This is a genomic window from Pseudarthrobacter sp. NCCP-2145 (assembly GCF_023708005.1).
Lineage (GTDB): Bacteria > Actinomycetota > Actinomycetes > Actinomycetales > Micrococcaceae > Arthrobacter > Arthrobacter oxydans.
The window spans coordinates 93,467-119,867 of record NZ_BRCG01000006.1 but is presented as its reverse complement, the minus strand read 5'-3'; the positions used below and the strand labels follow the sequence as shown (position 1 = coordinate 119,867).

General features: G+C 67.2%; 23 protein-coding genes, 1 tRNA gene, 1 pseudogene and 1 riboswitch. Of the genes and pseudogenes, 10 read left to right on the top strand and 15 right to left on the bottom strand.

Annotated features, from left to right (window positions below; translation table 11 throughout):
- The 5 genes and pseudogenes from NFU08_RS07130 to NFU08_RS07110 form a co-directional block, all read right to left on the bottom strand.
- Nucleotides 1–1,737, bottom strand: a complete 1,737-nt coding sequence (locus NFU08_RS07130) for a biotin carboxylase N-terminal domain-containing protein (protein WP_251421948.1) — start codon at nucleotides 1,735–1,737, stop codon at nucleotides 1–3.
- On the bottom strand, nucleotides 1,737–3,434 hold the full coding sequence (locus tag NFU08_RS07125; protein WP_251421804.1) for an urea amidolyase family protein: 1,698 nt from the start codon (nucleotides 3,432–3,434) through the stop codon (nucleotides 1,737–1,739). The genes NFU08_RS07130 and NFU08_RS07125 overlap by 1 nt, the downstream gene beginning before the upstream one ends.
- Complete coding sequence (locus NFU08_RS07120; protein WP_251421801.1) at nucleotides 3,431–4,189, bottom strand: LamB/YcsF family protein; 759 nt, start codon at nucleotides 4,187–4,189, stop codon at nucleotides 3,431–3,433. Before NFU08_RS07120 ends, NFU08_RS07125 begins: the two co-directional genes overlap by 4 nt.
- Before the next feature lie 194 nt (nucleotides 4,190–4,383).
- Complete coding sequence (locus tag NFU08_RS07115) at nucleotides 4,384–6,135, bottom strand: thiamine pyrophosphate-dependent enzyme (protein WP_251421798.1); 1,752 nt, start codon at nucleotides 6,133–6,135, stop codon at nucleotides 4,384–4,386.
- Nucleotides 6,132–7,104: pseudogene (locus NFU08_RS07110) on the bottom strand (L-asparagine permease); the annotation flags it as partial. The pseudogene NFU08_RS07110 and the gene NFU08_RS07115, both read right to left, overlap by 4 nt.
- 87 nt (nucleotides 7,105–7,191) lie before the next feature.
- Between NFU08_RS07110 and NFU08_RS07105 the strand changes: the two are divergent.
- Nucleotides 7,192–7,827, top strand: a complete 636-nt coding sequence (locus tag NFU08_RS07105) for a site-specific integrase (RefSeq protein WP_251421795.1) — start codon at nucleotides 7,192–7,194, stop codon at nucleotides 7,825–7,827.
- 61 nt (nucleotides 7,828–7,888) lie between these two features.
- Here NFU08_RS07105 and NFU08_RS07100 read toward each other — a convergent pair.
- Nucleotides 7,889–7,978: transfer RNA gene (locus tag NFU08_RS07100), tRNA-Ser, on the bottom strand.
- 164 nt (nucleotides 7,979–8,142) lie between these two features.
- Between NFU08_RS07100 and NFU08_RS07095 the strand changes: the two genes are divergently transcribed.
- The 4 genes from NFU08_RS07095 (at nucleotide 8,143) to NFU08_RS07080 (ending at nucleotide 12,670) form a co-directional block, all read left to right on the top strand.
- Nucleotides 8,143–9,942: an HNH endonuclease signature motif containing protein gene (locus NFU08_RS07095; protein WP_251421792.1), complete on the top strand. Its 1,800-nt coding sequence runs from the start codon at nucleotides 8,143–8,145 to the stop codon at nucleotides 9,940–9,942.
- A gap of 198 nt (nucleotides 9,943–10,140) precedes the next feature.
- A complete protein-coding gene (locus NFU08_RS07090) occupies nucleotides 10,141–11,190 on the top strand; it encodes a zinc-binding alcohol dehydrogenase (protein ID WP_251421791.1) in 1,050 nt (349 codons plus the stop codon).
- 3 nt (nucleotides 11,191–11,193) lie between these two features.
- Nucleotides 11,194–11,592, top strand: a complete 399-nt coding sequence (locus NFU08_RS07085) for a 6-carboxytetrahydropterin synthase (protein WP_251421788.1) — start codon at nucleotides 11,194–11,196, stop codon at nucleotides 11,590–11,592.
- 4 nt (nucleotides 11,593–11,596) lie between these two features.
- Nucleotides 11,597–12,670: a glycosyltransferase family 4 protein gene (locus NFU08_RS07080; RefSeq protein WP_251421785.1), complete on the top strand. Its 1,074-nt coding sequence runs from the start codon at nucleotides 11,597–11,599 to the stop codon at nucleotides 12,668–12,670.
- A gap of 22 nt (nucleotides 12,671–12,692) precedes the next feature.
- On the opposite strand, the gene tadA is transcribed toward NFU08_RS07080, so the two are convergent.
- Nucleotides 12,693–13,199: a tRNA adenosine(34) deaminase TadA gene (gene tadA / locus NFU08_RS07075; RefSeq protein ID WP_174181255.1), complete on the bottom strand. Its 507-nt coding sequence runs from the start codon at nucleotides 13,197–13,199 to the stop codon at nucleotides 12,693–12,695.
- A 61-nt stretch (nucleotides 13,200–13,260) separates the two neighbouring features.
- Here tadA and NFU08_RS07070 point away from each other — a divergent pair, with 61 nt between their 5' ends.
- The 3 genes from NFU08_RS07070 to NFU08_RS07060 are packed head-to-tail and all read left to right on the top strand — an operon-like array spanning nucleotide 13,261 to nucleotide 15,241.
- Nucleotides 13,261–14,142 (top strand): phosphatase PAP2 family protein, encoded by an 882-nt coding sequence (locus NFU08_RS07070; protein WP_251421783.1) that lies wholly within the window; start codon nucleotides 13,261–13,263, stop codon nucleotides 14,140–14,142.
- A gap of 12 nt (nucleotides 14,143–14,154) precedes the next feature.
- Nucleotides 14,155–14,790 carry a uracil phosphoribosyltransferase gene (gene upp / locus NFU08_RS07065; RefSeq protein ID WP_013599856.1) on the top strand — a complete coding sequence of 212 codons (636 nt, stop codon included), beginning with the start codon at nucleotides 14,155–14,157 and terminating at the stop codon, nucleotides 14,788–14,790.
- Nucleotides 14,791–14,836: 46 nt separating this feature from the next.
- Complete coding sequence (locus NFU08_RS07060) at nucleotides 14,837–15,241, top strand: glyoxalase superfamily protein (protein ID WP_251421780.1); 405 nt, start codon at nucleotides 14,837–14,839, stop codon at nucleotides 15,239–15,241.
- Here NFU08_RS07060 and NFU08_RS07055 read toward each other — a convergent pair.
- The 3 genes from NFU08_RS07055 to NFU08_RS07045 all read right to left on the bottom strand — a co-directional run bounded on the left by NFU08_RS07055 (nucleotide 15,238) and on the right by NFU08_RS07045 (nucleotide 18,490).
- Nucleotides 15,238–15,951, bottom strand: a complete 714-nt coding sequence (locus NFU08_RS07055; protein WP_251421776.1) for a hypothetical protein — start codon at nucleotides 15,949–15,951, stop codon at nucleotides 15,238–15,240. The two genes, NFU08_RS07060 and NFU08_RS07055, sit on opposite strands and share 4 nt — an antisense overlap.
- Nucleotides 15,952–15,956: 5 nt before the next feature.
- A riboswitch (cyclic di-AMP (ydaO/yuaA leader) is annotated at nucleotides 15,957–16,119 on the bottom strand.
- A 93-nt stretch (nucleotides 16,120–16,212) separates the two neighbouring features.
- Nucleotides 16,213–17,742 carry a cell wall metabolism sensor histidine kinase WalK gene (locus NFU08_RS07050; protein ID WP_251421773.1) on the bottom strand — a complete coding sequence of 510 codons (1,530 nt, stop codon included), beginning with the start codon at nucleotides 17,740–17,742 and terminating at the stop codon, nucleotides 16,213–16,215.
- A gap of 7 nt (nucleotides 17,743–17,749) precedes the next feature.
- A complete protein-coding gene (locus NFU08_RS07045) occupies nucleotides 17,750–18,490 on the bottom strand; it encodes a response regulator transcription factor (protein ID WP_251421770.1) in 741 nt (246 codons plus the stop codon).
- A 699-nt stretch (nucleotides 18,491–19,189) separates the two neighbouring features.
- On the opposite strand from NFU08_RS07045, the gene NFU08_RS07040 reads away from it, so the two are divergent.
- The gene (locus NFU08_RS07040; protein WP_251421767.1) at nucleotides 19,190–20,056 is read left to right on the top strand and encodes a winged helix family transcriptional regulator; all 867 of its coding nucleotides are present in this window, start codon (nucleotides 19,190–19,192) and stop codon (nucleotides 20,054–20,056) included.
- 69 nt (nucleotides 20,057–20,125) lie between these two features.
- A complete protein-coding gene (locus NFU08_RS07035; RefSeq protein WP_066273784.1) occupies nucleotides 20,126–20,653 on the top strand; it encodes a histidine phosphatase family protein in 528 nt (175 codons plus the stop codon).
- A 77-nt stretch (nucleotides 20,654–20,730) separates the two neighbouring features.
- Here NFU08_RS07035 and NFU08_RS07030 read toward each other — a convergent pair whose 3' ends face one another.
- The 5 genes from NFU08_RS07030 to NFU08_RS07010 form a co-directional block, all read right to left on the bottom strand.
- A complete protein-coding gene (locus tag NFU08_RS07030) occupies nucleotides 20,731–21,399 on the bottom strand; it encodes a hypothetical protein (RefSeq protein WP_251421764.1) in 669 nt (222 codons plus the stop codon).
- 8 nt (nucleotides 21,400–21,407) lie between these two features.
- Nucleotides 21,408–22,079 carry a TetR/AcrR family transcriptional regulator gene (locus tag NFU08_RS07025; RefSeq protein ID WP_174181243.1) on the bottom strand — a complete coding sequence of 224 codons (672 nt, stop codon included), beginning with the start codon at nucleotides 22,077–22,079 and terminating at the stop codon, nucleotides 21,408–21,410.
- Nucleotides 22,076–24,112 (bottom strand): YhgE/Pip family protein, encoded by a 2,037-nt coding sequence (locus NFU08_RS07020; protein WP_174181241.1) that lies wholly within the window; start codon nucleotides 24,110–24,112, stop codon nucleotides 22,076–22,078. The genes NFU08_RS07025 and NFU08_RS07020 overlap by 4 nt, the downstream gene beginning before the upstream one ends.
- A complete protein-coding gene (locus NFU08_RS07015; protein WP_251421761.1) occupies nucleotides 24,109–24,828 on the bottom strand; it encodes an ABC transporter ATP-binding protein in 720 nt (239 codons plus the stop codon). The genes NFU08_RS07020 and NFU08_RS07015 overlap by 4 nt, the downstream gene beginning before the upstream one ends.
- Nucleotides 24,829–24,909: 81 nt before the next feature.
- Nucleotides 24,910–26,364 carry an NAD(P)/FAD-dependent oxidoreductase gene (locus NFU08_RS07010; protein ID WP_251421758.1) on the bottom strand — a complete coding sequence of 485 codons (1,455 nt, stop codon included), beginning with the start codon at nucleotides 26,362–26,364 and terminating at the stop codon, nucleotides 24,910–24,912.
- Between the last annotated feature and the right edge of the window lie 37 nt (nucleotides 26,365–26,401).

Genomic DNA, 26,401 nt, shown 5'->3' with positions numbered 1-26,401 from the left:
CTAGCCGACAGTACCCAGCACCTCGCCGCGGGCCACGGCGGCGCCCGGTTCCTGCCCGCCGCGCCGGAAGGTTCCGGTGGCGGAGGCCACCACCACGGTTTCCATCTTCATGGCCTCCAGGACGGCGACGGGCTCGCCGGCGCCGACTCCGGCCCCGTCGCCGGCCACCCACTTGACCAGGTTCCCGCCCATGGGGGCGGTCACCTCGCCGTCCGCGTCGGCGCTGTCCGTGCCCGCGGAAGGTTCGACGGCGGCCCCTCCGCCATGGAGCAGGGCGTGGAAGACCTTGGCGGGCAGACCGAGCTGGACGGCCTTCCCGTCGATTTCGACAGTCAGGGTTTCGCGCCTGGCCAGGGGGCCCTGGGCGCCGGTCTGCAGGGAGGCGGCCAGGCGGCCGGCGAACTCCGTTTCAATCCAGGTGGTGAACACGCCCAGCCGGTCCGGTGCGGTGAAGTCGGGATCCCGCACCACGGCGCGGTGGAACGGAAGGACGGTGGGGACGCCCTCGATCCGCAGCTCGTCCAGGGCGGCGCGGGCGCGGCGCAGGGCCTGCTGGCGGTCCTCGCCGTGGACAATCAGCTTGGCCATCAGGGAGTCGTATTCGGCAGGAACGACGGAGCCGGACCGGACGCCGGAATCAACGCGGATCCCGGCCCCTGTGGGCGCCTCGAACACGTCCACCGGTCCGGGGGCCGGCAGGAAGCCCCGGCCGGCGTCCTCGGCATTGAGCCGGAACTCGAACGCATGGCCGGTGGGTGCCGGGTCCTCGGTGACGGACACGGGCAGCCCGTCCGCGATCCGGAACTGCTCCCGCACCAGGTCCAGCCCGGACGTTACTTCGGTGACGGGGTGCTCCACCTGGAGGCGGGTGTTCACTTCAAGGAACGAAATCACGCCGTCGGGGGCCACCAGGTACTCCACCGTGCCGGCGCCGGTGTAGCCGGCCTCCCGGCAGATGGCACGCGCGGACTCATGGATCCGGGTGCGCTGTTCCGCGGTCAGGAACGGAGCCGGTGCCTCTTCCACCAGCTTCTGGTTGCGGCGCTGCAGGGAACAGTCCCGCGTGCCCACCACCACCACGTTCCCGTGGGTGTCGGCCAGGACCTGGGCCTCCACGTGCCGCGGCCGGTCCAGGAAGCGCTCCACGAAGCATTCGCCGCGGCCGAACGCCACGGTTGCCTCACGGACCGCGGAGTCGAAGGCGTCGTCGATGTCTTCCATCCGGTGCGCGATCTTGAGGCCCCGGCCGCCGCCGCCGAAGGCCGCCTTGATGGCCACGGGGACACCGAATTCCGCGGCAAAGGCGCGGACCGCGTCGGCGTCGGCTACCGGTCCGTCGGAGCCGGGGACCAGGGGCGCACCCGCACGGACCGCAATTTCGCGGGCGGTGACCTTGTTGCCCAGGCTGCGGATCGCGTCAGGTGAGGGGCCCACCCACGTGAGTCCGGCGTCGAGCACTGCCTGCGCAAAGTCGGCGTTCTCGGAAAGGAAGCCGTATCCGGGGTGGACGGCGTCGGCGCCGGACCGGGCAGCGACGGCCAGGAGCTTAGGGATGTCCAGGTAGGTCTCCGCGCTGGCCGAGCCGCCCAGCGCGTACGCCTCGTCGCTGAGGCGCACATGCAGCGCGTCCGCGTCGGGGTCCGAGTACACGGCCACGGACACCAGGCCTGCGTCGGTGCAGGCGCGGGCAATCCGGACGGCGATTTCACCGCGGTTGGCGATCAGGACTTTTTTCATCATTGCTTCTTTCGCGTGCTCGGAAGAGGGGCCGGGGGCTGCAGTGTTTCGGGGTCAACCTCCACGAAGCGCACGGTGGCGCCCGGAGGAAGCTGCGCTGCGGCAGGAAGGTCTTCGGGAATAACGGCGCCGATCACGGGATAGCCTCCGGTGACGGGATGGTCGGCCAGGAACAGGACGGGAAGGCCCGACGGCGGGACCTGCAGCGAGCCGGCCACCACGCCTTCGCTGGGGAGTTCTCCCTCTCGTGCCCGCTCCAGCGGGGTGCCGGCGTCGGCTCCGGGCGTGGACGGCCCGGTGCCGAGCCGGACGCCGATGCGGTTCGATTCGGCGGTCACGGTCCACGCCTGCCCGGTCAGGGCCTCATGGGAGCGGGGCGTGAACCAGTCGTGGCGGGGGCCGGTGGTGATGCGCAGTACCACGGGACTGCCGCCGGCGCCTGGTGAGAGGTCTGCCGGCAGGGCAGGCGGTTCGGCGTGGCCCACTGCCCGGGCGCTGTCCACGGCGCCGACGGGCAGCACCGTTCCGGCGGCCAGCGGGGCCGGGCCGATGCCCGACATCAGGTCGGTCGAGCGGCTTCCCAGCACGGGCGGAACATCAATCCCGCCGCGGACGGCGAGGTAGGTGCGCAGGCCTGCCTCCGGCACGCCGAGGTGGAGGCTTTCGCCGTCGTGCAGGGGGAAGGGGGCATACATCGGCGCCTGCCGGATGATGCCGCCCTCGCTGTCGCCGCCCTCGCTCCGGATGTCCGCCGCCGTGCCCGCGCCGCTGAGCGCAACCGTCAGCTCGCCCCGTGCCTGCACGGAAAGGCCGCCCATGACGTTTTCGATCACGGCATCGGTGGGCAGGTTTCCCACCAGCCGGTTCGCCTGGCGGGCGCTCGCAGTGTCTGCAGCGCCGGCCGGGGAGACTCCCAAATCGCCGAGGCCCGGCCGTCCGAGGTCCTGGATGAGTGCCTGCGGCCCGGGTGAGAGGACCTCCAGGGCGGGGCCGGCGGCAGGTGTTTGAGCAGCCGCGGCGTCAGCCTGGGTCCCGTCAGCCTGGTCCGTCTCAGTCCGGCTGAGCTGAATGAGCTCGCGCACCGCGACGTACTGGACGGTGGTGCCGGGGCGGACCAGGGCGGGCTGCTCGCGCTGGAGGTCCCACATGCGCGTGGCGGTATGCCCAATGAGCTGCCAGCCGCCCGGTGACCGCCGCGGATACACGGCCGAGAAGTTGCCGGCCAGGGCCACCGACCCGGCGGGTACGGCGGTCCGCGGGGTGCCGCGCCGGGGAACGTTCAGGGCGTCCGTTTCCCCCACAAGGTAGGCGAATCCGGGCGCGAACCCGCCGAAGGCTGCGGTCCACAGCTGGCCGGTGTGGGCGGCGACGACTCCCTCGGGACCCATGCCGGTGAGTTCGCCCACCTCCGCAAGGTCTTCGCCGTCGTACACCACCTCGATGCGCACCGGCGTGTCCTGGACGGCAGCGGCGCCTGCGGGCATGCTCCCAAGCCGTGCAAGGGGTCCGCGGGCAGCGCGGGCGCTGGCGCGGGAGTCGAAGACAACCAGCACGGTCCGGGCGGCAGCCAGCACATCGACCTGTCCCGCGGCGGGGTTGTCCCTGAGGCGGGAGTGCAGGGACAGCACTGCGTCAAGGGAGTCCAGCTCCAGGAGCAGAGCGCGGGGCCCGGCCCAGCGTATCTCCGGGGAACTCACACGAAGCTCCTGATGTCCACGCCGGCTGCTTCGAGTTTGCGGCGGACCGCGGCCGCCATGGATACGGCGCCGGCGGTGTCGCCGTGCAGGCAGATGCTTTCGGCGGAGGTTTTGATGGTGGAACCGTCCCTGGCAACGATGGTGCCCTCGGTGGCCAGCCGCACCATGTTGGCGGCAACAGCATCCTCGTCATGGAGGACGGCGCCGGGTTCGCGGCGGGACACCAGGGTTCCGTCCGGGTTGTAGGCGCGGTCCGCGAAGGCCTCGGCTACTCCGCGCAGGCCGGCTGCTTCGGCGGCGGCCAGCGCCACCGAACCCGGCAGCAGCAGCATCGGCAGGTCCCCGCCGAAGGCCTTGACCGCATCCACCACCGCCTGCGCCTGCACCTGGTGGGTCACGATGGTGTTGTACAGCGCCCCGTGGGGTTTTACGTAGCTGATCCGGCCGCCGGCTGCGCGGGCAATGCCTTTAAGGGCGCCCAGCTGGTAGAGCACGTCATCGGCGAGTTCCGTGGGGGAGCAGTCTAGGAAGCGGCGGCCGAAGCCCGCGAGGTCGCGGTATCCCACGTGGGCTCCGATGCTGATGCCGGCGGCGACGGCGTCGCGGCAGGTCCGGGCAATCGTGGAGGGGTCGCCGGCGTGGAAGCCGCATGCGATGTTCGCGCTGGAGACGGAGCGGAAGATGGCGGCGTCGTCGCCCATGGTCCAGTTCCCGAAGGATTCGCCGACGTCGCTGTTGAGGTCAATGGAGGCCATAGTGATTCTCGTCTCGTTGAAGTGGTCTCTTTAGGATGCACGAGAATCCAAGATTGTTCAACAATTTTGGCCAAACTGGTGCCCAGGGCACCTGCCCGGCCGCGCGTTCCTGCCACCGCATCCCACGCATGCAACAGAAGGAGCGGACGACGGCGGAACCTCCCGCCGTCGTCCGCTCCCCGTGGGCGGCAGGCTCAATAAGCCTTGACGCGCTGTTCCACCACGAGGTGGACCAGGGCGAAGACGCCGTCCCGGTCGATGGCGGCAAGGGCGGCGTCCAGCGCGGCCGGAACGTCCCTGTCCTCGGTGACGGTGATGCCGAACCCGCCGAAGGCCCTGGCCATCAGGCCGAAATCGGGGTTCTTCAGCTGGGTCCCGGAGACCCGTTCCGGGTAGTGCCGTTCCTGGTGGGTGCGGATGGTACCGTATTCCTGGTTGTCCATCACCACCACCAGCGGCGTGGCCCCGTACTGGGCGGCGGTGGCGAGTTCCTGACCGTTCATAAGGAACTCGCCGTCCCCGGCAATGGTCACCACGCGGCGGCCGGGCTCGGCCAGCGATGCCGCGATGGCCGAGGGGACCGAGTAGCCCATCGAGCCGTTGCGGGCGCTGATCATGGAGGCGTAGCGGCGCGTGGGGAAATACCGGTGGGCCCAGTTGGTGTGCTCGCCCGCGCCGAAGGTCACCATCGCATCTTCCGGGAGCCGTGGCACCAGGTTCGCCATCAGGGTGTCCATCCGCGCCCGGCCCGGCGCGGGGGCTGCCGGAGGCAGGGCGGCGAACCGTTGCTGCTCGGTCCGCATCCTCGCGGTCCAGGCCTTCCACTCCTCCTTGGCCGGCAGGCTGATGCCGGCGAGGTCGCGGACGAAGGCGTCCGGCTTGGCCAGGATCTGCCGGGACACCGGCCCGGACCGGCCGCGGAGGGAGGGGTCGATGGTCACCAGGAAGTTCTCCTTGGTCCAGTCCTGCCGGCAGACGAATCCGTCCGTGATGACGTCCCCGGGGACGGTTCCCACAAACACCAGTAGGTCGGTTTCCTCCAGCAGGTCGTAGGTGGGGCGGGGACGGCCGTAGCCGATGGGGCCAACGTAGGAGGGTGAATCGAAGGACACCGTGCCCTGGGTCCGCCATTCAGCCGCGGCCGGGATGTGATGCTGTTCCAGCCAGCCGGTGAGCTGGTCTGCCGCCTCCTGCGTCCAGTCGTTGCCGCCGGTGACGAAGAGCGGCTTGCTGGACGCCGCCAGGGCGGCTTCCAGGGCTGCGGCGTCGGTGCGGCTCATACCGCCGGCCGCTACCGGGATGGCAGGGTGCAGTGCCGGGTCAATCTGCTGCCGGATGATGTCCTCGGGCAGGCCCACCACCACCGGGCCGGGCCGTCCGCTCATCGCGGCAAACATTGCCTCGGCCACGATCTCCGACGCCCGCTCCGCGTGGTCCAGGACCATAACGCGTTTTGCGCCGGTATCGAACCAGGCCTTGATGTCGAACTCCTGGAATGCCTCCCGGTCCCGGTGCGCGAACGGGATCAGGCCCACGAACAGCAGCATGGGGGTGGAGTCCTGCCAGGCGGTATGCAGCCCCACATGGGCGTTTGCCGCGCCGGGCCCCCGGGTCACCATGGCGATGCCCGGGCGCTGGTTCATCTTTCCGTCCGCCTCGGCCATGTAGGCGGCGCCGCCCTCGTGCCGGCAGACGATGGTTTCGATGCTGGAACTGTGCAGGCCGTCCAGCACGTCCAGGAAACTCTCGCCCGGCACCACGAAGGTGCGGTCCACCCCGTGCGCCACCAGCGAATCGACGATGACATGCCCGGCCGATTTCAGTGCCGGCGGGGTGGCCTGGGGTGCGGGCGGCCGGCCCGGCTGCCGGCCGGCGCCAGCAGGGGGTACGACGGCGGCAGGCTGGGTGGGGGATGCGGCTGGGGTTGCTTCGGTTTCCGTTGTCATGGGCTTTCTTTGGCGGTTCGGACGGTTTGGTGGAGGTGGTCTTTATCTGAAGGTGGTTGCGGGCGGGTTGGCGATGACGGGGGAGAGTCCGGTGTGGCCTTCGCGGGTTTGGGCGATTTCGCGGATGCGGGTGCGGCAGGCGTACCAGCCGGCGATCATGAGGGCGGAGGCGATGGCGGTGACGAGCATGGTGAGGGGGGAGTCGATGAAGACCATGGTGAGGACGCCGGCGAGGAAGAGCAGGGAGAGGTAGCCGGTGTAGGGGGCGCCGATCATGCGGAAGGAGGGGCGTTCCAGCCAGCCCTTGTCTGCCCAGCGTTTGAGCTGGAGCTGGCATAGGACGATGGTGGCCCAGGTCATGATGATGCCCACGGAGGCGACGTTGAGGACGATTTCGAAGGCCTGGGCGGGGACGAGGTAGTTCAGGGGGACGCCGAGGAGGGAGACTCCGGCGGTGATGGCGATCCCGCCGTAGGGGACGCCGGCTTTGTTCATGCGGGAGGCGAACTTGGGGGCTGAGCCGTTGACGGACATGGAGCGCAGGATCCGGCCGGTGGAGTAGAGCCCGGCGTTGAGGGAGGACAGGGCGGCGGTGAGGACGACGAGGTTCATGATGACGTCCACGCCCTGGATGCCGATGGAGCCGAAGAACGTCACGAAGGGGCTGACGCCTTTTTCGTAGGAGGTGTAGGGCAGCAGCAGGGCCAGGAGGATCACGGAGCCGACGTAGAACACGGCGATGCGGAACACCACGGAGTTGATGGCTTTGGGCATGATCTTTTCCGGGTTTTCGGTTTCGCCCGCGGCGGTGCCGACGAGTTCGATGGAGGCGTAGGCGAACAGGACGCCCTGCATGAGGATGATCATGGGCAGCAGGCCATTGGGGAAGATCCCGCCGTTGTCTGAGAGCAGGCTCAGGCCGACCTGTTGGCCGTCCACGGGGGTGCCGAAGATGACGAAGTAGGTGCCATCCGCTGCTACGGCATCCTTGCCAAGATCCTGGATATTGCTGTGAAGGACCGGCGCCTTTCCTCGAATGTCGCCAGGGGGGTGAAGATGCCTAGGGAGGTCAAGAAGGAGCATGTCTATCTGACCCATCAACAGGTGCACGACCTTGCCGCCGAAGCGAAACACGGCACTTTGGTTCTGGTCCTCGCCTACACCGGCCTCCGCTGGGGTGAAGTCACGGCGCTCCGGGTCAAGGACGTAAATCCTATGCGCCGTCGTCTCAACGTCGTTCTAAACGCCGTCGAGGTCGGCAGCAAGATCGAGGTCGGTACTCCCAAGACGCACAAGAAGCGCACCGTCCCGTTCCCGGCGTTTCTGGCTGACGCGCTCGCAGTGCAGATGGCCGGGAAGCACCCTGATGATCTGTTGTTCCCTGGCGACGACGGCAAGTACATGAAGCGGGGCGGTACAAGCCAGACAAGCAGGGGCTGGTTCGTAGGTGCGCTTGGCCGCGCTGGTCTCGAACGGATGACGGTCCACGATCTCCGCCATACTGCCGCATCGCTGGCCATCTCGGCGGGAGCGAACGTGAAAAGCGTTCAGGCGATGCTGGGTCACGCCTCCGCAACAATGACGCTGGACACCTACGCTGACCTGTTCCCGGATGACTTGGACGCTGTGGCCGTCGCGCTCGATGCCGCTGCATCACAACAGGTTGCGCTCAAAGTGCGCTCACGAGACTGAATTACAAAAAGCGAAGGCGCCTACTTCGCTGTGTTATCAACGATGTAGACGCCTTCTTACTTGGCGGTGACGGTGGGATTTGAACCCACGTTGGCTTTGACACCAAACAACATTTCGAGTGTTGCACCTTCGGCCGCTCGGACACGTCACCAACCTCAATAGGGTACCGGAGCAAGGCGTGCATCCCCAAAACGGGATTGTCGGGAGGAGCTCCCGCTGCCCTGGCAAAGAGGCCGGAAAAAGATTTTCACAATTCTTTTCAGCCGGGGTGCACCGGGCCCCTTAAATGTCAGACCCCACTGCCAGGATGGATTTATGGAAGGCAATCCGGTGGTGGTGGAGGCGGAGGCGTTTGTTGATGCCTCCGTGGGTGCTTTCACGGCCGTGCTCAGCGGCGCTGCTGTTGCCGGCACGACCGGTTCTGGGACGGCTGTTTCCGGTCCGGGTGCCGCTGGGCCTGGCGTCGGCGGCTGCGGTGCCGCTGGACCTGGCGCTGACGCTGGCGGACTTGGTGATGATCCGTTGCAGCGGGTTGCTGATAATGCGTTGGATGTCCTTGCGGGGGTGGCGCGGTCGGAGGCGAAGCTGGCAGCGGTGAAGGCGCAGGCGGTTCAGGTGCTCGCTGCCGCCACGAGTGTGGTGAACGGTCCGCCGTCATCGCCGCAGGAGGCCACGGCCCAGGGCCGGAGCCTGGTGGCCGAGGTCGGGTGTGCGCTGGTGATTGGTGACCGTGCCGCCGGTGCCTTGTTGGCCGAGTCCCACGCCCTGGCCACCGCCCTGCCCCGGACCCTCGCCGCGTTGGGGTCCGGGACGATTTCCTGGGCCCATGCCCGGGAAATGGTGGACCAGACCGTGGGGCTTGACCGGGCCGGTGCCGCCGCCCTGGAGGCCCACTTCCTGGACCCGGACACGCCACGGCCGGCCGGGGCGGCGACGATCGGTGAGATGCCGGCGTACCGGTTCAAGGCCAAGGCCCGGACGTGGCGGGAACGCCACCATCCCGAATCGCTGGAGAAGCGCCATGCCAAGGCCGCGGCGGACCGGCGGGTCGAATACCGGCCTGACCAGGACGGGATGGCTTGGCTCTCCGCTTGTTTGCCCGCGCACCAGGCGCTGGCAGGCTGGAACCGCCTTAACGCTCTCGCGCGGGCCGCACAAGGACCCAACGAACCCCGCACCCTGACCCAGCTCCGGACCGACAAATTCGCCGAAGCCATCCTCACCAGCGGAACCAGTGCAACCTTCCATGCAGACAACAGTGCAGGTAACGGCGAAGAAGCAAGCGACAGCGACGGAGCCGGCGCAGGAACCGGTGCTGGCCTGCTTTCCCCGGGGATCCGGGCCCAGGTCCTGGTCACCGTGCCGGTGTTCTCGTTGATGGGCCTGACGGAGGAGCCGGCGGTGCTGGACGGGTTCGGCCCCGTTCCGCCGTCCCTGGCACGGGACCTGGTCGCTAACGGTTCTGATTCGTTCTACCGGGTCCTGGTCGATCCACGGGACGGGGCGCCGTTGGAGATCGGCAGGAGCAGCTACCGGGTCACCAAAGCCATGCGGAACTGGCTCCGGCTTCGCGACGGCCAGTGTCCGTTCCCCGGCTGCAGCAACAGCTCTTTGGACAATGAGGCAGACCACCTCCTCGCCTGGCACCACGGCGGGACCACCGGGATCAGCAACCTGGGACAGCCCTGCCCGAAACACCACAAACTCCGGCACACCAGCGGCTGGACACCGACACCAGCCACCAAGGACGAACCACCCGGCTGGACCTCACCGACCGGACGCCACTACAAAAGCGAACACCAGGACTGGGAACCACCCCACTGGCCCCATTCTGTCCTGTCGGCCTCCGTGGCAGAGCTCAGGATCCCTGATGATCTTTCCGAGGCCGTGCCTCCGCCTGATGAACTCCCGCAGCGGCGCCAGTTTCCGGGCTACCTCTCCGAAGTCAGGGCTTCTGCCGACGATCTTGACTTCGAGAGCCTGTTTCCCCACGACGAGTTTCCCGAGGACACCTTTGCTGACTGGTTCCTGCCCGGATACCGGCAGCCGAAGGACCCGCTGTCCGAAGAGGCCTGGTGGGTGTTGGCTGGCGAAGGAGTTCCTGCCGCCCCCTGATGGAGGGCGCGGCGGGGTGATGACCATCTGCTGGCGGCCACGGAAGAGCACTACGGTTCTGTTCCGAAACGGCAGTACGGTTCCCTTTCGGAACAGCAAGACGATTCCCGTTCTGGCGGCAATTGCGCAGGCCCTCACCCACAAGGGGACCATCCAACTTTCGCGGTACACGCCAGGAGGGCTAGATTCATCAGCAAGATGACTCATCAAACCAGTCCCACGCACGCAACCGCCTACTGGACAACGGCCAAGGAACACGGCGAGCTCCGGACTGAGGACCTTCCCGCGCCCGGCCCAGGCGAAGCCCTGGTGCGCACCCTCTATTCCGGCATCAGCAAAGGCACTGAGATGGTGGTCCATGCCTGCGCCGTCCCGCCCCGGGTGGCCCAGGAGATGCGGGCGCCCCACCAGGAGGGTGAGTTCCCGGGGCCGGTGAAGTTCGGATACCTGTCCGTGGGTGTCGTCGAGGAAGGGCCGGAAGGTTGGCCGGGGCAGCGCGTCTTCTGCCTCAACCCCCATCAGGACCGCTACGTGGCAGCCGTCAGTTCACTCACCAGGATCCCCGACGACGTCCCCTCCTCCCGCGCAGTGCTCACCGGAACGGTGGAAACTGCGGTCAACGCACTGTGGGAGGCCGGCCCGCGCCTGGGAGACCGGGTCGCGGTGGTGGGCGCAGGTCTTGTGGGCGGCATGGTGGCCACCCTTCTGAGGTCCTTTCCCCTGGAACGCCTGCAACTCGTGGACCTCGACCCGGGACGGAAAAAACTGGCGGACATCCTTGGCGTCGACTTTGCCCATCCGGATGACGCCCTCGCCGACTGCGACATCGTATTTCACTGCTCGGCCTCGCAGGAGGGATTGGAGCGGAGCCTGCAGCTTGCCGGTGATGAAGCGGACATCATCGAAATGTCCTGGTACGCCAACCGCGGGGTCACCCTGCCGCTGGGGGAGGACTTCCACGCCCGGCGCCTGTCCATCAGGGCAAGCCAGGTAGGAGTGGTGGCACGGGCGCGCAGGCACCGCAGGACCAACGCCGGCCGCCTGAACCTCGCCGTCTCCCTGCTGAAGGATCCAGTCTTCGACGTGTTCCTCACCGGCACGTCACCGTTCGCCGAACTGCCTGGCGTGGTGCAGGACCTCGCTGACGGCAACCTCGACGCCTTGTGCCACGTCATTGAGTACCCCGGCGACAAAACCCCCGAAACCCCCGAAAACGCCGAGAACCCCGCCCGAGAAGACCAGAGGTAAACCATGTTCAGCCTGACTATCCGACGCCACTTCATGATCGCCCACAGCCTTCCGCGCAAGGTTTTCGGGCCGGCCCAGGCCCTGCACGGGGCAACGTTTGTCGCGGAGGTGAGCTTCCGCCGTCGGACGCTCAACGACGACGCGATCGTGCTGGACATCGGCGCGGCGGGGACCATGATCGAGGAGGTTCTGGCAGGCCTGAACTACCGGAACCTGGACGAGCACCCCGATTTCGCGGGCAAGCTCAGCACCACGGAAGCGCTGGCGGAGTACGTTGCCACGTCCGTGGCGGAAAAGCTGAAGGATGACGACGACGGCGGCCAGCTCGCCGGGATTGACGTCACCCTGCGCGAGAACCCGGACGCCTGGGCCACCTACTCGCTGGACCTTCCAGCCGCCTGATCCCATGGACCGCATCCGCCTGCTGGTTCCGGGCAACATCCACCATCATTCCGGGGGAAACATCTACAACGCGCGGCTGGTGCAGGGGCTGAAGGTCCTGGGAGTGGACGTGGAGGTGCTCCCCGTCGAAGGCTCCTGGCCCTACGCCAGTGCCCACGCCCGACGCCGGCTGGGCAGCCTCCTCGGGGCGTGGGAAACGGGGAGCGAAGCGGAACAACCGGATACCGTGACCATTGTCGACGGGCTCATCGCCATGGGCACGCCGGATGAGCTCGAATTCGCGGCCAAGGCCGGACGACAAACATGGGTGCTGGTACATATGCCTGCCCCGGCACATCACGAGCGTGAAGCACGGTCCCTCCGGGCTGCCACCGGTGTGGTGTGCACCAGCACATGGGCCCGCAAAGTCCTGGAAGAACGCCACGGACTCCATGGGCTCAAGGTCGCACTCCCAGGCACCGACCCTGCGCCGTTGGCCGAGGGGTCCGCGCCGCCCCACATGGTCATAGTGGCCGCGCTCCTGCCCAATAAGGACCAGCTGCTCACGGTCTCCGCGCTGGCACTGCTCCAGGACCTTGAGTGGACAGCGTCGTTTGTCGGGTCAGACCAGGCAGACGGGGATTACGCACAAAAGGTTAAAGCCGCAGTAGAAATGCACGGAATGGACGGGCGGATCCAGTTCACCGGTGAGCTGGCCGGTGAAGCACTGGAAAACGAATGGCGTGGGGCGGACCTCAGCCTCCTGGTGTTCCGTGCCGAGGCGTTCGGCATGGTGGTCACCGAATCACTCGCCCGGGGGATCCCCGTGGTGGTGCGCGATGGCACGGGCGCCGTCGAGGCCTTGCGCCTGGGAATGGCGGGGAAGGACGACGACGGCGGCGCGGTTCCGGGAGCGAAGGTAGCCTTCCCGGCGGATGATGATCCTGCAAATCCCGCCCTGCTGGCCCAGGCACTTCCGCGCTGGCTGGAAGATGCCGGGACCCGGGATGCCTGGCGGGCACGGGCCCTGGAGGCACGAGGCGTCCTGCCGGGCTGGGAACAGCCAGCGGCCCACGTGCTGGCCGCAATCAGGGGGTGACGCTGACAGCCTGGGGCATGAATCAGAGCCGCGAGCGGTGCCCGGCGAAGAACTCACGCAGCAAGGCGGCGCACTCGGCCTCGCGCACGCCCGGATACACCTCAACCCAATGGTTCAGGCGCCGCTCACGGAGCACATCGAACACCGACCCCGCAGCTCCTGCCTTCTCGTCCCAGGCGCCGAAGACCACCCGGGGGATTCGTGCCAGGACAATCGCGCCGGCGCACATGGCACAGGGTTCAAGGGTCACCACCAGCGTGCAGTCGGCGAGCCGCCAGCCGTCTCCGCTGCCGCCGTCGAGCAGGGAAACCTGGCGCAGCCGTTCCGCCGCCTCGCGGATGGCAACCACCTCGGCGTGCGCGGTGGGGTCGCCCAGCTCCTCCCGCTGGTTCCGCCCGGAACCCAGCACGGAGCCGTCGGGCCCAATCACCACCGCTCCGATGGGCACGTCCTCGGTATCGAGGGCGCGCCGGGCCTCGGCGAGGGCAAGGCCCATCCACGCGTGGTGTTTCTTATCTGCGGAGACCATGGCTCAATGATAGTTTCGAAGGATACCCAGAGCCCGTGACGCACATCCGCCGGGAGGCACAGTGAGCACAGTCCGAGACCGCGTGGACAAGTGGATCAAGCCGTACGCCGCCTTGTGGCTGACCATGATCATCGGCGGGACGCTGGTGATCGCCATGGCACTCCTGGGTGCCGAGGTCTACTCGGATGTCGTGGACGAGGAAGGCCTGGCCAGCCTTGATATTCCTGCGCTGGAATACTCACAGTCCTTGCGGAACCCGGAGATGGACGCCTTCGCCACAGGATTCACCAACGTCGGCGGCGGGATCGGCATGCCCATCCTGGCGAGCATCCTCACAGCCTGGCTGACCTTCCTGAGCAGGACATGGCGGCCCATTGTCCTGGTGGGCGGGGCAGCCCTGGTCTCCACCCTGGCCACCACCCTGGGCAAGCGGCTTGTCGGCAGGACCCGTCCTGACCACTCCGAGGCCGTCCCGCCCTTCGAGACCTCGCCGTCGTTTCCCAGCGGCCACACCCTGAACACCACCGTGGTGATCGGGGTCCTGATCTACCTCATGTGCCTGCAGTTCCAGGTGCTCTGGGCCAGGATTGCGGCCATCACCGTGGGGACGATCTTCATTATCGCCATGGGCCTGAGCCGGGTCTTCCTGGGGCACCACTGGATGACGGACGTGATGGCGGGCTGGTTCCTGGGGCTGGCGTGGGTGGGCATCGTGATCCTGGCCCACAGGCTGTTCCATGTGATGCGGCGGCGCGAACACGCGGGCCCGGCACCCACCTTCGAACATCCGGTCCTGCGCGAGGACCACTCCGGAGACGCGGAAAGCACCACCGGTACCGCCCCGACGGCGAACGGCGGCGGTGCCCCGCCAAGGGTCGACGACGGCGCTTCCCAGTCGGGCACGGGCGGCGGACGGCAGGCGAGCGGCCCGGCGGCCGGGTGATAGTTTTGACCCATGCGCACTCTCGTTGTGGACCACCCGCTGGTCGCCCATAAGCTCACCGTCCTGCGGGACAAGAACACTCCGTCCCCGGTTTTCCGGCAGCTGACGGAGGAACTGGTGACCCTCCTTGCCTATGAGGCCACGCGAGAAGTCCGCACCGAGCCCGTCACCATCGAAACCCCCGTCAGCACGACCGTGGGCACCGCGTTCACCAAGCCCACCCCGCTGGTGGTTCCCATCCTTCGGGCAGGCCTGGGCATGCTGGAGGGCATGACCAAGTTGGTCCCAACCGCTGAAGTGGGCTTCCTGGGCATGGCCCGTGACGAGGAAACCCTGGACATCATCACCTACGCCGAGCGCCTCCCCGAGGATCTCACCGACCGGCAGATCTTCGTGCTGGATCCCATGCTTGCCACCGGCGGAACACTGCGCGAAGCCATCAAGTTCCTGTTCAAGCGCGGCGCCTCGGATGTCACGTGCATCTGCCTGCTCGCCGCGCCGGAGGGCCTGGCCAAGCTGGAGGAAGAACTCTCCGGTGCAAACGTCACCATTGTCCTGGCGTCCATCGACGAGAAGCTCAACGAAAAGTCCTACATCGTTCCGGGCCTGGGCGACGCAGGCGACCGCCTGTACGGCATCGCAGGCTAGGACTCAAGCCTTTCCCGCTTCCCAACACAAGGCTTAGCCTGTGCGCATGGACTGGAAACTGGAACTCGTTTTTGTGCCCGTGTCCGATGTGGACCGCGCCAAAGACTTCTACGTCAACAAAGTGGGCTTCAACGCCGATTTCGACGAGCGGCCCAGCGACTCCATCAGGTTCGTGCAGCTGACCCCGCCAGGGTCTGCCTGCTCCATCTGCATTGGGGAAGGGCTCACGGACGCGCCTCCAGGCACAGGGTCAAACCTGCAGCTCGTGGTCAATGACATCCAGGCCGCCCACGCTCAGCTGAAGGCCAACGGGGTGGAGGTCAGCGATGTGGACGTGCAGGACTGGGGCCATTTTGTGTACTTCGCCGATCCTGACGGGAACCGGTGGGCAGTCCAGTACATCCCGGGCCGGGACGCACTGGACCGCGAGGGGCACGCTGCTTCGGTTTAGTACCAGTTGTTGGCGTAGTGGAAGTTCAGGGCTCCACACGGGGACTGGTAGCGCTCCTGGATGTAGTTCAGGCCCCAGTTGATCTGCGTACGGTAATTGGTGAGGTAGTCGGCGCCCGCGCTGGCCATCTTCTCGGCAGGCAGGGACTGCACAATGCCGTAAGCGCCGCTGCTCGGGTTGGTGGCCGTGGTGGTCCAGTCTGATTCCTTGGTCCACAGGGTCTGCAGGCACTGCATCTGGTCGGCGGCCCAGCCGTAGGAGGCCAGCTGGCCGGCAGCGTAAGCCTGTGCCCCTGCGGGGTCGTTGACCGCGACGACGGGCGCAGGCTCCGGAGCGGGCGCCGGTGCCGGTGCGGGTTCAGGCGCCGGGGCCGGCGCGGGTGCGGGCTCGGGGGCGGGAGCAGGGGCCGGTTCGGCTGCCTGCGGTACCACGTTGATCGGCTCAGCTGCAGGAGCGGGAGCCGGGTTCGCCTGGATTTCGCTCTTTTCGATGCTCAGTTTCGACTGTGCCTCAGCCGCCTGAGTCTGCGTGGCTGCCACCTGCACTGCGGTGTCGGTAGCCTGGCCCGCGGCTCCAACGCCTACAAGGAGGGCGCCGGACGCTGCGAGGATGGCAGCGCGCTGGCCGAAGGACGGGGTTTTGCCTGACGTGCGCGGGGCGCGGGCTTCAGGGCCTGGTTTCGGGCGTGCTTTACTAAGGAACTTAGACATGATGGATCGCCTCTCACACCTGCGGAGTTAGCTGTCGGGTTCGGATGAGGGCATCCGGCCACACGGAAGAATCACGTGCTGGCTTAACCCCAAGGGCAGTTGAATGCCCGGGACTGTTGGGTCCCCCGCCTCTGCCTATGCTCAAGCGGAATCCGGGAAGCGGCAGAGCTTGGCGTCATCCGGATATGCGGCCCGAACGGGAACCGCACCCAATCGACGGTACAGGAGTGTAGCGCTTAAGTCACATTTTGGTAACAGGGATCACGCTAGCGGCGCGCCGTCTTGCGCCTGAACTTGCGGCAGTGGGAGCTGGAGCACGAACCGGGTGCGGCCGGGCTGTGATGTCACCGTGACCTTGCCCCCGTGCGCCTCAACAATGGACTCCACGATGGAAAGCCCCAGGCCGCTGGTTCCTTCCGTGCCGGATGCGCCAGGCCCGCCGCTCTTGCCTGTCCGGGCCGCGTCTGCGCGGGCGAACCGTGCGAAGACCTGGTCCACGAACTCCGGCGGAATGCCCCCGCCGTCGTCCGTTACCGTTACCACCGCGGCACCCTCCGGCGTCTTCCCCACCCCGGTGACCACGGTGGTCCCCGGCGGCGTGTGCTTGCGCGCGTTGGACAGCAGGTTCATCAGCACCTGCCGCAGCTGGGACGGATCCCCGTTCACCACAACGGGCTCGTGGGGGAGCTCCAGCCGCCAGGTGTGCCCGGGCGCCATGACCTTTTCGTCGCTGACGCCTTCCACCACCAGCTGGTTCAGGTCCACCTCGCTGAGCTTCAAAGGCTGTCCCTCATCAAGCCGCGCCAGCAGCAGCAGGTCCTCCACCAGTGCCGTCATCCGCTGGGACTGGCTTTGCACCCTGGCCAGCGACTTTTCCCCGTCAGGAGTGAAGTGTTCCGTCATCCGCATCAGTTCCGTATAGCCGCGGATGGCCGTCAGCGGCGTGCGCAGCTCATGGGAAGCGTCCGCCACGAACTGCCGGACCTTGGTTTCGCTCTTCTGCCGCGCCTGCAGCGCGTTGGCCACGTTGTCCAGCATCAGGTTCAGCGCGTGGCCCACGCTGCCCACCTCCGTTGCGGGATTGGAGTTCGACGGCGGCACGCGCACCGCCAGCGCCACCTCGCCGGCATCCAGCGGCAGCTGTGAAACGCGGGTGGCAACTTCGGAAAGCTGCTCCAGGGGCTTCATGGTGCGGCGGATCAGGACCGTTCCCACCAGGCCGATCAGGAGAAGTCCGCCCAGGGAGACAAAAACGAACGTCCACACCAGGGACGCGAGCGTGCTTTCCTTGGCGGCCAGGGGAAGTCCTGTCACCAGGACGTCACCAAAGCTGGTCTGGATGGCCAGCAGCCGGTAATCGCCGGTGGACAGTGTCCTGTCCACCGGCTGCATGTTGGCGGGCAGGGCCAGCAGGACCTGTTTGTCCTCCGTGGACAAGGGGGAGCGCGTGGTATTCGAGGTGAGGAAACCGCCGCTGTTGACCTGGCCGTTGAGGATCCGGGCGTTGAGGGTTCCGACGCTTTGGCCGCGGGCGTCCAGGGGATCCCTGCCGTTGAAGCCGCCCGAGGGAGGGCGGCCGGGATCGTTGGAACGGTCTGCGGCCTGGCTTAGCTGGTCATCGAGTTGCCGGGTGAGGAACGCGTCCATCGAGGCATAGCTCGCCACGCCCACCGCCCCGCAAATGGCGATCAGCAGGGTCATGGCCAGGAGGACAAGGCGGGTCCGCAGGTGCCAGGTGCCGGGCTTCAGCCAGCTCGGGGGCTGCGGCTCCGTACTGTGCGCTGACGCCATCGCTTTCCTAGTCCGCCGGCTTGATGACGTACCCGGCGCCCCGCACGGTGTGGATCATCGGCGGGTGGACGGCGTCCACCTTCTTGCGCAGGTAGGAAATGTAGAGCTCCACGATGTTGGCCTGGCCGCCGAAGTCGTAGTTCCAGACCCGGTCCAGGATCTGCGCTTTGCTGATGACGCGTTTGGGGTTTTCCATGAGGTAACGGAGCAGCTCGAACTGGGTGGCCGTCAGCTGGAGCTCTTCCCCGGCGCGGGTCACCTCACGGGTGTCAACGTTGAGGACCAGGTCTCCCACCACCAGCTCGGCGGTGTCCATCGCGGCCACGCCCGACCGCTGGACCAGGCGGTGCAGGCGAAGCAGGACCTCCTCCATGCTGAACGGCTTGGTGACGTAGTCGTCCCCGCCGGCCGCGAGGCCAACGATCCGGTCCTGGACGGCGTCCTTTGCGGTGAGGAACAGGGCGGGAACCTCGGGCGCGAAGGCGCGGATCCTGCCCAGGACCTCGACGCCGTCGAAACCGGGGATCATGACGTCAAGGACCAGGACATCCGGCCGGAAGTCTTTGGCCATTTTCACTGCCCCGGGACCGTCGGCGGCAACTGCCACGGACCAGCCGGCCATGCGGAGGCCCATGCTCATGAGCTCGGAGAGGCTCGGCTCGTCATCCACCACCAGGGCCCTGATGGGGGAGCCGTCCGGATGAGTGAGCGTGGGGAGGTTGTTTGTCATGGAGTGGGAGGTGGCCATGGAACAACTCTCCGATCATTGGTTTAAGCCCGGCTATGGCTTTCCTGTGCGCAAGCTGTGAATCCCAGCCTAGCGAGCTGGATCCGTGGAGGGTCCCCGGCGTGTATCCCCGCGTCCGCGGCCGCCCGGACGCGGACGTTCAAACGGCGGCATATCGGGCTTCGGTATGCCCAACATCCGCTCCGAACACAATTTTTTCTGTCCAAAAGCGGGGACGGCTGGACACGCCACCATGGTGAAGAGCGAGATTCCGCTATCAGACGCTCTGGTGAACGGATCAACCGCAGGACGCTCTTTGGTCGAACAAAATTCTGTAGACCACGTGGAGAAAGGCAGAATGCCGGATAACGAGCGTTATTTTTTACAGCGTCCAGAATTGTGATTTGGAACACTATCGCGGAATTTGTCTCATTATGCGGACGATCGCGTCCATTGTTACTTGCAAGTTGCCATTGTTACGCTGCACACTTCCAATGTGAACAAGAACTCAACAGCACCTGCAGCCGCAGAATATTGGCCCAGCACATCCGCTGCTGCCGACATGCGCTGTTGTCGAATGCACGCCTGACCTTCCCACCCTCCGAAGTTCTTAGGCATTCGCCCCCAGCCCAGCGTCGGGCGCCCCTCCCCAGTTCGCATTGCGGGGATTCCCAGCATTCGGGCCGCGATGACGGCCATTCACATTGAGGTAAGCATTCCATGTCAGTTGCATCCGGATACGTCCACATTTCTGTCCGTAACGCCGCCAAGGCCGGCCAGCCCTCGGGCCTCCGCCCCGGGTTTGGACCGCGCCCCGCCCTGGCGCCATCATCATCTGGAAGCAGCTTCCCCTCCCAGGGCTACGCGCCGCAGGGCTTCAACCCCAGCTCCTACGGGCAGCTCCGGGCGGTCCAGCCCGCAGAGGCGGCACCCATGACCGTGCCCACTCCCGTGGTGGCCGGTCCGAATACCGTCCGGCCCGTAGCCAACGACAACGTTGCCCGTGGTTTTGTCCTCTACATGGGCATTGACGAGGAGACGGCGGCAGCGGCCGGAACCTCCATCGCCAAGCTGGCCCAGGAGATCCGCGCCTACGCCCAGTCCCTCGTGTCCGGTGCCGAAAGCTACGCAGCAGTTGCCGTTGCCCCCGCCGGCACGCCCGGTTCCGCGCTCGACGTCGTCCGTTCCACCTTCGGTGACCCCACCGTCAACGCCCGCCAGCGCACGGAGGTCCCGCGTCCGTCGCAGGCACAGGAGCCGCGTCCGTCCGGCGTCCTGATCGACCTGGCCCGCCGCGAAGTCCACCTGGACGGCGAGTCGCTCAACCTGACGTTCAAGGAGTTCGAGCTCCTGAACTACCTCGTGGAGAACGGCACCCGCACCGTGGGGCGCGACGAACTCCTTGAGGGGCTGTGGCGCAACGCCGAAGAGGTGCCCAACGAGCGCACCATCGACGTCCACATCCGCCGGCTCCGCTCCAAGCTGGGCCGCCTTGCCAACACCGTGCGCACAGTCCGCGGCCAGGGGTACCGGTTCTACGAGCACCCCGAAGTTGTTGTCTGGGCCGCTCCGGAATACTCGATCTAGCACTACCCCTGCCGCCCTCCCGGGGGCATGTGCCCCCGCGGCTTGTGGCAGGTTCGCTAGGCTTGGGCCATGAGTGAGCACCATCTTCGACGGCTTGTGATCATGCGGCATGCCAAGGCCGACTGGCCGGGCGGGGTGGCTGACCACGAGCGTCCGCTGGAGGAACGGGGCCACCGCGAGGCGCCGCTTGCCGGCCGGTGGCTGCTCAAGCACAACATTGTGCCGGACTTCATCCTCTGCTCCAGTGCCCTTCGCACCCGGCAGACCTGCACGTGGGTGTGCTCAGAGCTGGGGGACAAGGCCCCCACGCCCAAGCTTGAGGACGGGCTGTACGCTGCCTCAGCGCTCCGGATGCTGACGGTCATCAACCATGTCCCGGATACAGTCACCACGCTGATGCTGATCTCGCACCTGCCCGGAGTGCAGGACCTTGCCATGCACCTGGCCTCACGCGATTCCGACCACGACGCCTACATGGATGCCGCCACCAGGTACCCCACCAACGCCCTCACAGTCCTTGAGACTGAAAAGTCATGGGCGGAGCTGGACGGACAGGACGCGCGCATCACAAGGTTCAAGGTCCCCCGCGCGCACTGACTCGAGCACCAACCAAGGCTTTGGCGGCGATCCTGCCGCCCGGGGTCAGCGCCGGGGCGCGGACTTGGCTCTTGGGGTCAGCGCCGGGGCGCGGACTTCGCGCCCCCTGCCGACGACGGGTTCCTGGCCGGAGGGGCCGACGACGACGGCCGCCTGGCAGGGACGGAAGGCACCCGCGCGGGTGCGCGGAGGCCGCCTTCGCCCTTGATGCCTGTGCCTGCTCCGCTTGTGCGTGCTGCCGGCCTGCGCTGGGCCGTTCCCTTGGCAGCCGGGCGGGCCGCCGTCGTCGTGCGTCTGTTCCCCGCTGCGCCCCTGCCGGGCCTGCCCTGCGTTTGCCTGCCCTTGCTGGCCGCGGTGCGCAGCCGCCGCCCCCGCGGCCAGGCCGCGCCGAGGAACAGGACGCAGAGTGTTGCCACGGCTGCAGCGGCAGCGCCGAAAAAGTAGTTGTCCGGGTCGCCGGTGGGGAGCGGCGTGCCGAAGACCGAGGGCTCTCCGGCAAAGGCCAGCTCCCACGTGCTGACAAACGCGAGGGAGAAGGCCACGGTAAAGCCGGTACCGGCACCGGCAGCCAGCAGGGCGATGCGGCGCCCCCGGTTCAGGATTTCGATAAGGCACGCCAGGCACGCCAGCGCCAGGGCACCGAGGAACGCCACGAACACCGGCTCGGCGAGCGTCATCCCGGTCAGCACCAGCAGGCCGGCCGCAACAATGCCGGCAATGACCGCGAACTTTCCGCTTTTCCCCATACGCTCCATCATCCCCGAGGACCGGGCTGCTGCAGCACGTAGCCGCGCATGAAGGCCATGATTGCCGCAACGCTTTGGTCACGGGTGCGTTCAGGGTGGTACGTCTGGCGGTCGAGCCCCACAACAAAGCAGGCACCGAAGATTGCTGTTTCAAGGCTGCCCCGCGGAACGGTGCTGTCCACGGGGTAGGCCTGAGCCACCCTTTCCACTGCCTCCCCAATCACGGCCAGCAGCTCGCCCCGCAGGACAGCGAACGTGCCCTGCCACTCGCTGGGCGTCCGCCAGTTCTCGCTGACCCAGAGCCGGGCAAAGGACGGGTACTCGGACATGAAGTCCAGGGCCTGCCCGATCATTGCCTCCATCGCGAGCAGGGGGTCCCCGGACACGGCGGTGGCTGCCCCCTGGGCCGCGGCCTCCTGGCCCGGCGCCTCCTGCAGGCGTGCCTTCAGGATGTCCACCCCGTGGCGGAGCAGCTGCGCAATGAGCTCCGATTTGCTGCCGAAGTTGTAGTAGACGGTCCCCTTGGAGACGCCCGCGGCAGCTGCGATCTCGTCAACGGTGACCCCCGCTGCGCCCCGCTCGCCGATGAGTTCCATGGAGGCGTCGAAGAGTTTCTGGCGGGTGGCGGTGGTCCTGGCGGGTCGAAGGGTCCTCACTGGCCCCGGCGGTCCGGCGTTCATACCGCGATCTCGGGCTTCAGCGTCTTCAGTGTCCAGTACTTGTTCCTTCGAACGGCCAGCGTGGACATGGCCACACCCAGAGCGGTGTAGCCCGCCAGGCCCAGGACGGTGGGAGCGATCATGGACAGGTCAGCGCCATAGATGAGGTGCCTCATGCCGGTCACTACGTAGCCCATGGGGAGGATTTCATGCGCCGCGTGGAGCGGCTGCGGCGTGGTCTGCCAAGGGAACGTGCCGCCCGAGGACACCAGTTGCAGGACCAGCAGAATGAGCACCACGAGTTTGCCCGGCGATCCAAGCAGCGCAACAACGCCCTGGATGATCGCGCTGAAGGCCATGGCGGCCGCAAGCATGAACAGCCACATCAGCACCGGATGCGCGGGGTTGAGGCCCAGGGCAAGGTTTACCACCAGGGTGAGGAGGCTCGCCTGCACCACAGAAACCGCCAGGAAGGGCAGCCAGCCGCCAACCGCGATCTTCCAGGACGGGGCATTGGAGGCCAGCGCCCGCTGGGTAATGGGACGCATGGCCTGGACCAGCATGAAGATGCCGATCCACAAGGCGAGGGTGAGGAAGAACGGCGCCAGCCCGGCACCGTAGGATTCCGCCTTGGCCTGCGAGACGTTGCTGACCGCAACGGGGTCGGCCATGACGCGGGACAGGTTGCTCTTCTGGGCATCATCCGGGTTGGGCACCTGCCCGGCGCCCTTGCCGATCTCATCCGCCAAGGTCCGCGAACCGTCCGCCGCCGTGACGGTGCCGTCCGCCAGCCGGGCCGCCCCGTCGTCTACCTGGCGGGCTCCGTCCGCCAGCCGGCCTGCGCCGTCGAGGGCCGCCTGCCCTCCGGTGGCCAGCGCGGCCGCGCCGGTGTGGAGCTGGTCGGCGCCGGAGGAAGCCTGGGAAACGGCGTCCCTCAGGGCGGGCGTGCCCGCAGCAAGCTGGGCAGCGCCGGTACTCACGGCTTCGGCTCCGGAGGCCAGCTGCTGGATCTGTGCCGCATCTGCCTGGATCTTCGTCCTGGCGGCTGCCACCGGGCTCGAACCGGCCGCGGCGTCAAGATCCGCCACGATCCTGTCCGCCTGCTCCTGGGTCAGGACGCCTTCGGCCATGAGCCTGCTGTTCGATTCCACCACCCGTGCCCGGAGGCCCTGGTCAGCGGCATCCAGTTGGGCTGCGACATCCTGCACTTTGGCGTTCAGCTGTGCGTTTCCGGCAGCCACCTGTGCCGCCCCCGCAGCCAGCGTCTGGGAGTCCGTGGGCAGGGTGGCGGTCTTTTCCTTGAGCGTGGACAGGCCGCTGCTGAGCTGGCCCGCGCCGTCGGTCAGCTGGCTGGCTCCATCCCGGAGTTTCACCTGGCCCGCGTACAGCTCGCCGGCTCCGCTGCTCAGGGCTGAGGTGCCGTCGTGGAGGGTGGCAGCCCCGTCCCGAAGGTCGGCCACACCGTCGGCCAGGTGGCCGGCGCCGTCCGCTGCCTTGACCATTTGGGAGTGGATGGTCCCGAAGCCCGTCAGCAGCTGGTTTGCCGTTTCCTCGCCTACCTCGGTGGCCACAGTGCTGTGCACAGCGGTGGTGAGTTTATCCACGATGGTGCTCAGCAGGTAGTTGTTGGCATCGTTGGTGGTGACGTTGAGCATGGCCTGGCTGGCGGAATCAAAGCTGCCGGGGGATACCAGGTTCGCCGAAAAGTCCTCCGGAATCTTCAGGGCGAAGGCGTAGTCCCCGCTGCTGACCCCCTGGTCCGCCTCCTGTGTTGTGGCCACCGGGATCCAGTGGAAAACATTGCCATCCACCAGGCTCTCTGCCACCTTTGCCCCGGCTTCAAGGCGTGTGCCCTCGCTGGTTGTGGCACCTGCATCCTCCACCACCAGGGCCGCATCGAGGTTGTCCAGGTTGCCGTACGGGTCCCAGTTTGCGTACAGGTACACCGCCCCGTACAGCAGCGGGACCATGGTCAGCGCAAGGATGGTGAGTTTGGGCATCAGCCCGGCGGTCATGCGCTTAAGTTCGGAGCGGGCCAGCCGCAGTACCGTCACGTGGCAACCTCGGTTTCGAGTTCAGTGGTGTTTACGGCATCCGGTTCCCTGCCATCCCCATGCGCGGGGAATTCACCCGTGGGGCTTTCAAGGGGGACCGCATTGCCAATAGCGGCGGCGGGTCCGTCCCACGAGGGCGGGAGGGCGCCAATGGTGGCGACGACGGCGAGCGGCCGTCCGGCGTCGGACGCCAGGCGCTGCAGCCTTGGCAGCCATTCAGCGGCGTCGGCGGTGTGCCGGTCAGGGGAGTCGACCACCAGCAGGTCCGTGTGCGGGTTAGCCAAGGCAAGCGCAGTCAGGAGTTCGAGCCGCCGGGCAGGGTCCAGCTGTTCCGTCCAAGAGTCCGCGATGTCCTCGAAGCTGTTCACCTTCAGCCAGGGGCCGCTCACCAGGGCGCCCCGGTAGCGGCGCGGGATCAGGGCCAGGTCTTCGGTAACCAGGTCGCGCACGCTGAGGTGTTGTTCGGGCTCGTTGACGCCGGGGGAGTCCACCAGGGCGCTCGCCAGCCGGCGCGCCTTGAGCCGCTCGCTGCCGTCCCAGCTGACGAGCCCTTCGGACGGCTTCATTCTCCCGCTGAGGAGCAGGGCGAGCGCCGTCCGGTGGTCCTGCCGCCCGCCGGTCACCAGCAGGAGTTCGCCGCGCCGGACGTGGAGTGAGGTTGCCGGAAGGAGGGGATCCCTGCGGCCATGGGCAGAGAGCCGTTGTGCTGAGAGCAAGGGTGGCCTTTCGCGGAATGCATCTGCTCCCAGCCTAACCAAACTGACCAGTCAGTTCAAATAAGCCGTCTAGGCCGGTTTTTAGAGGCCGTACCTCTCAAGAAGGCGAAGCCACACCTCGCTGATGGTCGGATAGGACGGCACCGCATGCCATAGGCGGTTCAACGGCACCTGGCCCACCACGGCGATGGTTGCGGCGTGCAGGAGTTCGGAGACATCCGGTCCGGCGAACGTGGCCCCCAGAAGCACCTGCCGGTCTTCGTCAATCACCAGTTGGGCCCAGCCCTCGTAGTTCTCCGAATGCAGCGAGGACCCCGCCACCTGGATGGGCAGCTCCACTGAAGAGGCGTTGAAGCCGTCCTGGCGGGCGGTTTCCAGCGTGCGGCCCACAGTAGCCAGTTCAGGATCGGTGAAAACTACATTCGGCACCGCGTGCTGGTTGGCTGTGTGGGAGTACCGGCTCCAGTCCTCCGGTGCTCCGTTCAGTTCACCCCTGGCGCGGGCTGCGATGGCGTCGCCCGTGGCCCGCGCCTCGTACTTTCCCTGGTGCGTCAGGAGGTTCCTGCCGGCCGCGTCACCCACCGCATACAGCCAGGGCCCTTCGCCGGGTACGCCCTGCACCAGGCCGGAGTTGTCCGTGCTGATGGCCAACTGGCCCCGGTCATCCGGTTCAACGCCGATACTCTCCAGGCCCAGGCCCTCCAGTGCGGGGTGCCGGCCGGTGGATACGAGTACTTTGTCCGCCGTGACGGTGGTGCCGTCGCCCAACCGCAGGCTTAACGTGCCGTCGTCGTTGGTGCTGATTCGCTGCGTCTCGGTGTGAAGGCGGAGTTCCACGCCGTCCGCGCGCAGCCCCGCGGCCACAAGGCTGGCGGCCTCCTCCGGGTACTTTCCCAGCAACCTGCCGCGGGTAACAAGGGTCACCGCCGAGCCGAGGCGGGCGAACGCCTGGGCAAGTTCGGTTCCGGCAACGCCGCCGCCAAGGACCGCCAGACGCTCGGGGACCTCGCTGGCGGACGTGGCCTCCCGCGTACCCCAGACCTGCACGTCTTCGAGCCCCTCAATGGGAGGAGTATTGGGCATGGAGCCGGTGGCCAGCACCACTGCGTGGCGGGCACGCAGCCGGTGAGAGGTACCGTCCAGGCCCGCGACCTGGACGCCCTGCGGGGCGGTGAGCCAGGCGTGGCCCCTGATGAGGTCGATCCCGGAATCCTTGACCCAAGCGACCTGGCTGTCATCCTGCCAGTTGGACGTGAAATAGTCCCTGCGCTTGAGGACGGCTGCAGCGTCAAGCGTCCGCGTGACGGCTTCCTTGGCGCCCGGGGTTGTTTGGGCCGCATGCAGTGCAGTCCCGGGCCGAAGCAGCGCCTTGGACGGCATGCACGCCCAGTAGGAGCACTCTCCGCCCACCAGTTCCGCTTCCACCAACACCACCGAGAGGCCGCCCTGCGCCACGCGGTCCGCAACGTTTTCTCCGACGGCGCCGGCGCCGATAACAACAACGTCAAATTCCTGCTCAACAGGCTCGGGCATCATGGGGAAAGCCTACGCCCGGGTGCGGCGGAGTGGTCCG

Bases quoted from the DNA above. Each gene is read 5' to 3' on its own strand.
- NFU08_RS07095 (WP_251421792.1), top strand. From the start codon at position 8,143: ATGGAAGGCAATCCGGTGGTGGTGGAGGCGGAGGCGTTTGTTGATGCC.
- NFU08_RS07055 (WP_251421776.1), bottom strand. From the start codon at position 15,951: ATGTCTAAGTTCCTTAGTAAAGCACGCCCGAAACCAGGCCCTGAAGCC.
- NFU08_RS07030 (WP_251421764.1), bottom strand. From the start codon at position 21,399: ATGGGGAAAAGCGGAAAGTTCGCGGTCATTGCCGGCATTGTTGCGGCC.
- NFU08_RS07115 (WP_251421798.1), bottom strand. From the start codon at position 6,135: ATGACAACGGAAACCGAAGCAACCCCAGCCGCATCCCCCACCCAGCCT.
- NFU08_RS07050 (WP_251421773.1), bottom strand. From the start codon at position 17,742: ATGGCGTCAGCGCACAGTACGGAGCCGCAGCCCCCGAGCTGGCTGAAG.
- NFU08_RS07040 (WP_251421767.1), top strand. From the start codon at position 19,190: ATGTCAGTTGCATCCGGATACGTCCACATTTCTGTCCGTAACGCCGCC.
- NFU08_RS07080 (WP_251421785.1), top strand. From the start codon at position 11,597: ATGGACCGCATCCGCCTGCTGGTTCCGGGCAACATCCACCATCATTCC.
- NFU08_RS07060 (WP_251421780.1), top strand. From the start codon at position 14,837: ATGGACTGGAAACTGGAACTCGTTTTTGTGCCCGTGTCCGATGTGGAC.
- NFU08_RS07130 (WP_251421948.1), bottom strand. From the start codon at position 1,737: ATGAAAAAAGTCCTGATCGCCAACCGCGGTGAAATCGCCGTCCGGATT.
- NFU08_RS07120 (WP_251421801.1), bottom strand. From the start codon at position 4,189: ATGGCCTCCATTGACCTCAACAGCGACGTCGGCGAATCCTTCGGGAAC.
- tadA (WP_174181255.1), bottom strand. From the start codon at position 13,199: ATGGTCTCCGCAGATAAGAAACACCACGCGTGGATGGGCCTTGCCCTC.
- NFU08_RS07010 (WP_251421758.1), bottom strand. From the start codon at position 26,364: ATGATGCCCGAGCCTGTTGAGCAGGAATTTGACGTTGTTGTTATCGGC.
- NFU08_RS07025 (WP_174181243.1), bottom strand. From the start codon at position 22,079: ATGAACGCCGGACCGCCGGGGCCAGTGAGGACCCTTCGACCCGCCAGG.
- NFU08_RS07035 (WP_066273784.1), top strand. From the start codon at position 20,126: ATGAGTGAGCACCATCTTCGACGGCTTGTGATCATGCGGCATGCCAAG.
- upp (WP_013599856.1), top strand. From the start codon at position 14,155: ATGCGCACTCTCGTTGTGGACCACCCGCTGGTCGCCCATAAGCTCACC.
- NFU08_RS07105 (WP_251421795.1), top strand. From the start codon at position 7,192: ATGCCTAGGGAGGTCAAGAAGGAGCATGTCTATCTGACCCATCAACAG.
- NFU08_RS07085 (WP_251421788.1), top strand. From the start codon at position 11,194: ATGTTCAGCCTGACTATCCGACGCCACTTCATGATCGCCCACAGCCTT.
- NFU08_RS07090 (WP_251421791.1), top strand. From the start codon at position 10,141: ATGACTCATCAAACCAGTCCCACGCACGCAACCGCCTACTGGACAACG.
- NFU08_RS07045 (WP_251421770.1), bottom strand. From the start codon at position 18,490: ATGGCCACCTCCCACTCCATGACAAACAACCTCCCCACGCTCACTCAT.